Source organism: Roseateles sp. (assembly GCF_019237615.1).
GTDB lineage: Bacteria > Pseudomonadota > Gammaproteobacteria > Burkholderiales > Burkholderiaceae_C > Pelomonas.
Genome location: NZ_JAFAGT010000016.1, coordinates 53,310 through 62,048, shown reverse-complemented (window position 1 = coordinate 62,048; position 8,739 = coordinate 53,310). Strand labels below are relative to the sequence as shown.

Here is an 8,739-nt window from a genome sequence, read left to right as displayed (position 1 = left end):
TCCTCACCCAGCCCAGCCCAACCCAGCACCGCGCCCTGCAACTCGTCCAAGACATCAAGTTGTAGACAGCAGCCGCACCCCCGATTCCCGCCAAGTGCTTGAATCAACAGGGAAACTCGGCCGGAGGCTCGAGGAACTTCAGTCTAGGCACCGGGCCAGCAGGGACAATCCGTGCACGATTGCCTTGCCGTATCCGCACCCATGAGCCCTGACGCCAGCCCGTCCCTTCCCTCCAACCCGTCCAGCGGCCAGCGCGAGCTGGTGCTGCGCGTGGTACCCATGCCGGCCGATTCGAATGCCAACGGCGACATCTTCGGCGGCTGGATCATGGCCCAGGTGGACATCGCCGGCTCCATCCTGCCGCTGCGCATCTCGCGCGGCCGTGTCGCGACGGTGGCCGTCAACGAATTCATCTTCAAGCAACCGGTCTCCATCGGCGACCTGCTGAGTTTCTACGCCACCGTGACCCGCATCGGGCGCTCCTCCATCACGGTGCATGTCGAGGTGGTGGCCGAGCGCGACCCGACCCACCCCCAGGTGGTCAAGGTCACCGAGGCCAACCTGACCTATGTGGCCATAGACCGCGACGGCAAGCCCCGCCCCTTCAACCCGCCCGCCTGACGTCGCGCCGGCACGGCCGGCCGCAAATCTGCGGCAATCCTCACCGCTGGCGGCCGATGCGCTCCAGAATGATCCACCCGCCGGCCGCGCCGAGCGGGTCACGGCCATGCCCGGCCGCATCGCGATCTTCACAGGAGACAGGCCATGCTTCCCACCTCCTCTGCGCCCGCGGCACCGGTGCCGCTGTACAAGCAGCTGTATGTGCAGGTGCTGATCGCCATCGCGATCGGCGTGCTGCTGGGGCATTTCGAGCCGCATTACGCCACCAAGCTGAAGCCGCTGGGCGACGCCTTCATCAGCCTGGTCAAGATGATCATCGCGCCGGTGATCTTCCTGACCATCGTCACCGGCATCGCCAGCATGACGCACCTGCAGGCGGTCGGCCGGGTATTCGGCAAGGCGATGCTGTACTTCCTGTTCTTCTCGACGCTGGCGCTGATCGTCGGCATGCTGGTGGCGCATGCGGTGCAGCCCGGCGCCGGCATGAACGTCAACGTCGCCGACCTGGACCAGAAGGAGGTCCGCAGCTACGTCGAGAAGACGCACGACCTGACCATCGTCGGCTTCCTGATGGACATCATCCCGAAATCGCTGATAGGTGCGCTGGCGGACGGCAACATCCTGCAGACGCTGTTCGTCGCGGTGCTGTTCGGCGTGTCGCTCGCCCTGTCCGGCGAGCGCGGCAGGCCGGTGCTGGTGTTCTTCGATGCGATGACCGCGCCTGTGTTCCGGCTGGTGCACCTGCTGATGCGCACCGCCCCGCTGGGCGCGCTGGGCGCGATGGCCTTCACCATCGGCAAGTACGGTCTTGCGGCGCTGGCCAACCTCGCCTGGCTGGTCGGCTGCTTCTACATCACCGCACTGCTGTTCGTGCTGGTCGTCCTGGGCATCGTGGCGCGGCTATGCGGCTTCTCCGTCCTCAAGCTGGCCCGCTACCTGAAGGCCGAGCTGCTGCTGGTGCTGGGCACCTCGTCCTCGGAGTCGGCGCTGCCGCTGCTGATGGAGAAGATGGAGAGGGCCGGCTGCGAGAAGACGGTGGTGGGCCTGGTCGTGCCGACCGGCTACTCCTTCAACCTCGATGGCACCAACATCTACATGACGCTGGCGGCCCTCTTCATCGCGCAGGCCACCAACACCGATCTGACGCTGGGCCAGCAGATCACGCTGCTGCTGGTCGCGATGCTGAGCTCCAAGGGCGCTGCCGGCGTCACCGGCGCGGGCTTCATCACGCTGGCGGCCACGCTGTCGGTGGTGCCCGAGCTGCCCGTGGCCGGCATGGCGCTGATCCTGGGCGTGGACCGCTTCATGTCCGAATGCCGCTCACTGACCAACTTCATGGGCAATGCGGTGGCGACGGTGGTGGTCTCCAAGTGGGAGCGGGCGCTGGACACCGAGGCCCTGGACCGGGCGCTTAACGGCCGGGCCGGCGGCGACGACTGAGCGCGCGCCTCCTTCAGGGCGGCGACGCCGCCCACGCCCACGCCCGCGCCAGCGGCTCCGCCAGCGCCCGGGCCCACAACGCATAGCCGGCCGGACCTGGATGGAAGCCGTCGTGTGCCATCAGGCGATCGGCCTCGGCCTGCAGTTCTTCCGGCAGGGCCAGCAGCGCACGGTCCGCGCGCCCCTGCAGATGGCCGGCCAGCGCCGCGTTCAGGCGCCCGGCCTGCCCGCCCATCCACCAGCGCAGCGGCTGCGGCAGCAGCGCGAAGCGCTGCATGGGCGGCACCGCACAGTGCAGCACGAAGCGCACGCCAGCGCGCCGGCGCAACAGGTCGTCGATGCGGTCCAGCGCCCCCAGCCACGGGCCGGGCGGCACGCGCCCCGTGGCGTCGTTGACGCCCAGCGCCGTCACCGCCAGATCGGCCGGCGCCAGGGGCGCCCGAGCAAGCAGCTCGCAGGCCTCGGCGCTCGTGAGGCCGGTGCGAGCCAGCAGCTGCCAATGCACTGCGCGGCCGGTGCGGCGGGCCAGTTCCTCGGACAGCCGCCCGGCCAGCGCCTCTCGCTGGGTAGCGGCACCGACGCCAGCGGCCGATGAATCGCCGACGATCAGCAGCCGCAGCGGCCGCACCTCAGGCGTCGGCTGCGGCGGCCCGCTGCTGCCGGTGCGCTGCCCCTCGGCCTCGGGCAGCCGCAGCGCGCGGGCGCGCACGGCCCGCCCCTGCCACAGCAGCAGCGGGGCAAGCACCAAGGTGGCGAGGACGCGGCGTATGGCCGATGCTCAGCTGAACTTGGAGAAGTCCGGCGCGCGCTTCTGGAAGAAGGCCTGGAAGGCCTCCTGCGCCTCCGGGCTGCGCAGCCGCGCGCCGAAGACCTCGGACTCGCGCGCGATCGCGGCCTTGACGGCCTCGCGCTGCGCGTCGCGGATCAGCTTCTTGCTGTCGCGCACGGCGCCCGGCGCCAGGTGGTTGAAGCGCTCGGCGATGCGGCGCGCGTGGTTGAGCACCTCGCCGCCCGGCAGCACGCGGTTGGCGATGCCGCATTCCACCGCCTGCTCGCCGGTGAAGGGGTCGCCCAGCAGCAGCTTCTCGGCCGCGCGGCGGTTGCCCATCAGCTGCGGCAGCACGACGCTGGACGCGAACTCGGGCACCAGGCCCAGCGCGACAAAGGGCATGGCCAGGCGGGCATCGTCGGCGACGAAGACGAAGTCGCAATGCAGCAGCATGGTCGTGCCAATGCCAATGGCCGCACCCGTGACGGCCGCGACGACTGGCTTGCCGCAGTCCACCAGCGCGTGCATGAACTGGAAGGTGGGCGCGTCGGCATTGCGCGGCGGGCCGGCCATGAAGTCTTCCAGGTCGTTGCCCGACGTGAAGATGCCTGGCTGGCCCGTGATCAGCACGGCGCGCACGGCCGGGTCGGCGTCGGCCGCGCGCAGCGCGTCGGCCATCGCCTGGTACATGGCCTGCGTGATGGCGTTCTTCTTCTCGGGGCGGGCGATCTCCAGGGTCGCGACGCCGTTGACGGTGTAGCTCTTGATGGTCATGCGGAATTCCTCAAGCGGTAGCGGTCTTGGCCTGGAACTGGGTCCAGTGGTTGGCCAAGTGCATCAGATGGGCTCGCTCGTACTGCGGCTTGGTCAGCTCGCCGTAGGCGAAATGAGGCCGCAGCGTACCGTTGAATTGGGCAAACGCATCCATCGCCTCCAGCAGCCGGTTCACCGAGGTCTTCAGCACCTGCGACGCATCCAGCGGAGGCGCCCCCGGAATGGGCTCGGCGAGGTCATGGCTCATCGCGCCGCGCGCATTGAAGACGGCGAAGGCCGCCGAACCGATGGAGGAGCGGAACCAGGCGCCCTTGAGCACCGGGAAGCCCTGCATCGAGAACTCGATGCTCTGCGCCAGGTGCTGCAACACCTGGCTGAGGTTCCAGGGGCTGCCGTGCACGACCTTGGGCGTGAACAGCAGCTCCAGCACGGCCTGCTGGGCCTCCTTCCAGGTCGCGAAGGTGTCCAGCCGGCCGGTGCAGCCCGCCAGCGGCGTCGCCGCGAGCAACACCGTCGTGGTCTTCAGTGCGGCGCGGCGGTCCATGGCTCAGAGCCTCTCGAAGATGCCGGCCGCGCCCTGGCCGGCGCCCACGCACATCGTCACCATGCCGTACTTGCCGCCGGTGCGGCGCAGGCCGTGGATGACCGAGGCCGCGCGGATGGCGCCAGTGGCGCCCAGCGGGTGGCCCAGCGCGATGGCGCCGCCGTTGGGGTTGACCTTGGCACGGTCCAGCTCGATGCCCTTGCTGTCGAGGTCGTTCAGCACGGCCAGCGATTGCGCGGCGAAGGCTTCGTTCAACTCGACCCAATCCAGGTCCCGGGCCGAGATGCCGGCCATCCTCAGCGCGGCCGGGATGGCCTCGATGGGGCCTATGCCCATGATCTCGGGCGGCACGCCCTTGACGGCGAAGGAAACGAAGCGGGCCAGCGGCGTCAGGTTGTAGCGCTTCAGCGCGGCTTCGCTGACGATGATGAGGCCGCCCGAGCCGTCGGAGGTCTGCGAGCTGTTGCCGGCCGTCACGCTGCCCTTGGCGGCGAACACCGGCTTGAGCTTGGCCAGGCCTTCCAGGCTGGTGTCAGGGCGGGCGCCTTCGTCGAGCTTGACGGTGCGGGTCTTCACGTTGACCGTGCCGTCGGCCAGGTTGGGCGTGCGCTCGATGATGTCGAAGGCCGTCATCTCGGCATCGAAGTGGCCCGCCTGCATCGCGGCGATGGCGCGCTGGTGGGACTGCAGCGAGAACGCATCCTGCGCCTCGCGGCTGATCTTCCACTTCTCGGCGACCTTCTCTGCCGTCAGGCCCATGCCGTAGGCGATGCCGATGTTCTCGTCCTTCTCGAAGATCAGCGGGCTCAGGCTCGGCTTGTTGCCGCCCATGGGGATCATGGACATGGACTCGACGCCGCCCGCGAACATCACGTCGGCCTCGCCAACACGGATGCGGTCGGCAGCCATCTGCACGGCGGTGATGCCGGAGGCGCAATAGCGGTTGATCGTCACGCCGCCCACCGTTGGGCCGAAGCCGGCCAGCACGGAGGCCACTCGGGCGATGTTCATGCCCTGCTCGGCCTCGGGGAAGGAGCAGCCGACGATGGCATCCTCGATCGCCTTGGCTTCCAGGCCAGGGGCTTGCGCCAGCGCGGCCTGCATGACCTTGACGAGCATCTCGTCGGGGCGGGTGTTCTTGAAGTAGCCACGGCCGCTCTTGCCGATGGGCAGACGGGTGGCGGCGACGACGTAGGCGTCCTGGACTTGCTTGCTCATGTTTGTTCCTTTCAAGCCTGGGGCTTTTCCTTGGGCACCCAGGCCCAGACAAATTCACACTGGATCGGCTCGATGCCGGCTTCGTCGGTCACGGTCACGGCGACGCGCACCTCGCCCCTGGTCTCGCTGGCCATGCTGGCTCGCTGGGCCTCGGTCAGGTGGGCGCGGGCGACCAGACCGCCGGTGGCGCGCTTCTTGAAATTCACCTGCAGCGACTTGCACAGCGGCAGGCAGTCGTCACGCACGTTCATGCCCACCACCATGCCGGTGGCCGTCTCGGCCAGCAGCGACATCGCGGCCGCATGCACGCCCTTGATGTGGTTCTGCACGCGGCGCTCGTTGGCGACACGGATCTCGCTGCGCTCGGGCGTGAGCGCGACGAAGTCCAGCGCCGCCGTACCGGTGAACGGGACGGCACGCCGCAGCGCGAAGTTGCGCGCGGCGCCTCGCAGCGGACCGGGCAGGCCGTCCAGCTTGGCGAGCGTGCGTTGAAGCCGGTTCACGACATCGGTCTCAGTTGCGGACCGGCTTGCCGGTTTGCAGCATCCCCATGATGCGTTCCTGCGTCTTGGGGTTGTCCAGCAGCGAGCAGAAATGCTTGCGCTCCAGCGCCATCAGGTACTCCTCGGTGACGAGGGAACCCGCCTCGACCTCGCCACCGCAGACCACGTCGGCAATCGCCGACGCCAGGTGGTAGTCGTGGGCGCTGACGAAGCCGCCATCGCGCATGTTGGCCACCTGCCCCTTGATCGTCGCGATGCCGCTGCGGCCGGCGACCGGGAAAACAGCCTTGTGCGGAGGTCGGTAGCCGGCCTCGGCCATGCCCAGCGCGGTGGCCATGGCCACGTGCAGCAGCTCGTCCTTGTGCGGCACGATGACGTCGCTGTCGAGCAGGAAGCCGTTCTTGCGGGCCTCGTGCGCCGACGTCGCGACCTTGGCCGTGGCCGCGGTCATGAAGCCGTCCTTCAGGAAGCTCAGGATGTCGGCGCCGGCATTGCCGGCCGCCGCCATCTCGGCGGCGCGGCGGGCAATGTAGGTCAGGCCGCCGCCGCCGGGCACCAGGCCCACGCCCACTTCGACCAGGCCCACATAGCTCTCGATGTGGGCGACGCGGCGCGCGCAGTACACGGCCAGCTCGGCGCCACCGCCCAGTGCCAGGCCGCGCATCGCGGCGACAACCGGCACGCTGGCGTAGCGCAGGCGCAGCATCATGTCCTGAAGCTTCTTCTCTTCCGGCGCGATGCCCTTGCTGCCCATCTTCATGAAGACGGGCATCAGGGACTCCAGATTGGCGCCGGCCGAGAACACGTCGTCCGGGCTCCAGATGACCATGCCCGTGTAGTCCGCTTCGGCGATCTCGACGGCCTTGAGCAGGCCCTCGGTGACGGCTGGGCTGATCAGGTGCAGCTTGGCGGTGATCGACGCGATGACGACGTTGCCGTCCAGCGTCCAGACGCGCACCTCGTCGTTCTTGAACAGCTCCGTGCCCGACTTCAACGGGTCTGCCGCGCCGGTTCCCAGCAGCGATTCACGGAAGGCCTGTCGCTGGTAAACCGGCAGCTCGCTGCGCGGCTTGAACCTCGCCTCCAGCGCGCTCCACGAGCCCTGCGGCGTGTGCACGCCACCGGCTTCGGCGACCGGGCCTTCCGTCACCCAGGCGGGCAGCGGCGCGCTTGACAACGCCTTGCCTTCGGCAATGTCGGCCGAGATCCACTCGGCAACCTGCTTCCAGCCCGCGGCCTGCCACAGCTCGAACGGGCCTTGGCTGCTGCCGAAGCCCCAGCGCATCGCGAAGTCGATCTCGCGCGCGGTGTCGGCCACGTCGGCCAGGTGCACGGCCGCGTAATGGAAGCTGTCGCGCAGGATGGCCCACAGGAACTGGGCCTGCGGGTTGCTGGATTCACGCAGCAGCTTCAGGCGGTCGGCCGGGCCTTTCTTGAGCATTCGGGCAACGATCTCGTCGGCCTTCTTGCCGCCGGCGACGTACTCGCCGGTCGCGAAGTCCAGGCGCTGGATGTCCTTGCCCACCTTCTTGTAGAAGCCGGCGCCGGTCTTCTGGCCCAGCGCACCCTTCGCGATGAGGCCGGCCAGCACCTTGGGCGTGGCGTAGGTGCCGTAGAACGGGTCGTCCTTCAGGTTGTCCTGCATCGTCTTCACGACGTGGGCCATGGTGTCCAGGCCGACGACGTCCGCGGTGCGGAAGGTGCCGCTGGACGCGCGGCCCAGTTTCTTGCCGGTCAGGTCGTCGACGACGTCGACACTCAGGCCGAACTTCTCGGCCTCGATCATCGTGGCCATCATGCCGGCGATGCCGACCCGGTTGGCGACGAAGTTGGGCGTGTCATGGGCGCGCACGACGCTCTTGCCCAGCGACGTGGTGACGAAGGCCTCGAGCTGGTCGAGGATCTCCGGTCGCGTCGTCGGCGTATTGATCAGCTCCACCAGCGCCATGTAGCGCGGCGGGTTGAAGAAGTGGATGCCGCAGAAGCGCGGCTTGATCCCCTCGGGCAGGACTTCGGAGAGCTTGGTGATGCTCAGGCCCGAGGTGTTGGACGCCACGATGGCGTGCTGGGCCACGAACGGCGCGATCTTGGTGTACAGGTCCAGCTTCCAGTCCATGCGCTCGGCGATGGCCTCGATGACGAGGTCGCAGTCCTTCAGCAGCTCAAGATGCTCCTCGTAGTTGGCCTGCTGGATCAGCGCGGCCTCGGCTGCCTCGCCCAGCGGCGCCGGCTTGAGCTTCTTCAGGCCCTCGACGGCCCTGGTGACGATGCCGTTCTTGGCTCCATCCTTGGCGGGCAGATCGAACAGCACGACCGGCACCTTGCAATTGACGAGGTGGGCGGCGATCTGCGCGCCCATCACGCCGGCGCCGAGCACGGCGACGCGGCGGACTTGGAATCGACTCATTGGGAAATCTCCGAGGTAGTTCGTTTACTCGACGCGGATCCACGTCTGCGTACGGAAGAAGGGGCCGATGTAGCCGCGCATCTCCAGCTTCTTGCCGCCATCCACGGGCTTCAGGCGCGTGCGGTAGGTCTTGCCGTTGTTGGGGTCGAGGATCTCGCCGCCGCCCCAGACGCCATCGCCCTCGGCCTTCACGCCGCGGATGATCTGCAGGCCGACGATGGGCTTGTCCTTGCGGTCGTCCGCGCACTTGTCGCACTTGGCATCGGGGCCGTCCTTGGCGTCGAGCAGCTTGTCGATGCTGCCGACGAGCACGCCACCCTGCTCGTTGATGCGCACCAGCGACTTGGCGGTCTTGCCGTCGTCGTCGATGGTCTTCCACAGGCCCACCGGCGTGGTCTGCGCGAGGGCGAGAACGGGGGCCAGCAACGTGGCGGCGGCGATCAGGGCTTTCTTCATCGGCTTG

The 8,739-nt window shown here is 68.4% G+C and carries 9 protein-coding genes; 2 read left to right on the top strand and 7 right to left on the bottom strand.

All coding sequences use genetic code 11. The features are described 5' to 3' along the window. Positions 1–201 precede the first annotated feature (201 nt). Positions 202–621, top strand: a complete 420-nt coding sequence (locus JOY88_RS03510; RefSeq protein ID WP_293500407.1) for an acyl-CoA thioesterase — start codon at positions 202–204, stop codon at positions 619–621. A 144-nt stretch (positions 622–765) separates the two neighbouring features. Further along, on the top strand, positions 766–2,061 hold the full coding sequence (locus JOY88_RS03505; RefSeq protein ID WP_293500406.1) for a dicarboxylate/amino acid:cation symporter: 1,296 nt from the start codon (positions 766–768) through the stop codon (positions 2,059–2,061). A gap of 13 nt (positions 2,062–2,074) precedes the next feature. Here the strand turns inward: JOY88_RS03505 and JOY88_RS03500 are convergent, their stop codons facing one another. From JOY88_RS03500 to JOY88_RS03470, 7 genes are read right to left on the bottom strand one after another with little or no spacing between them, the layout of a single operon-like run. Further along, positions 2,075–2,806, bottom strand: a complete 732-nt coding sequence (locus tag JOY88_RS03500; RefSeq protein WP_293500405.1) for an SGNH/GDSL hydrolase family protein — start codon at positions 2,804–2,806, stop codon at positions 2,075–2,077. 33 nt (positions 2,807–2,839) lie between these two features. After that, on the bottom strand, positions 2,840–3,604 hold the full coding sequence (locus tag JOY88_RS03495) for an enoyl-CoA hydratase (protein WP_293500404.1): 765 nt from the start codon (positions 3,602–3,604) through the stop codon (positions 2,840–2,842). 10 nt (positions 3,605–3,614) lie between these two features. After that, positions 3,615–4,148: a DUF1569 domain-containing protein gene (locus JOY88_RS03490; RefSeq protein ID WP_293500403.1), complete on the bottom strand. Its 534-nt coding sequence runs from the start codon at positions 4,146–4,148 to the stop codon at positions 3,615–3,617. A gap of 3 nt (positions 4,149–4,151) precedes the next feature. Further along, positions 4,152–5,366, bottom strand: coding sequence for an acetyl-CoA C-acyltransferase (locus tag JOY88_RS03485; protein ID WP_293500401.1), 1,215 nt, complete (start codon positions 5,364–5,366; stop codon positions 4,152–4,154). Between the two features lie 11 nt (positions 5,367–5,377). After that, positions 5,378–5,869 carry a DUF4442 domain-containing protein gene (locus tag JOY88_RS03480; RefSeq protein ID WP_293500400.1) on the bottom strand — a complete coding sequence of 164 codons (492 nt, stop codon included), beginning with the start codon at positions 5,867–5,869 and terminating at the stop codon, positions 5,378–5,380. Positions 5,870–5,879: 10 nt separating this feature from the next. Beyond that, complete coding sequence (locus JOY88_RS03475) at positions 5,880–8,276, bottom strand: 3-hydroxyacyl-CoA dehydrogenase/enoyl-CoA hydratase family protein (RefSeq protein ID WP_293500399.1); 2,397 nt, start codon at positions 8,274–8,276, stop codon at positions 5,880–5,882. Positions 8,277–8,300: 24 nt separating this feature from the next. Then, positions 8,301–8,732 (bottom strand): DUF2147 domain-containing protein, encoded by a 432-nt coding sequence (locus tag JOY88_RS03470; RefSeq protein WP_293500398.1) that lies wholly within the window; start codon positions 8,730–8,732, stop codon positions 8,301–8,303. Between the last annotated feature and the right edge of the window lie 7 nt (positions 8,733–8,739).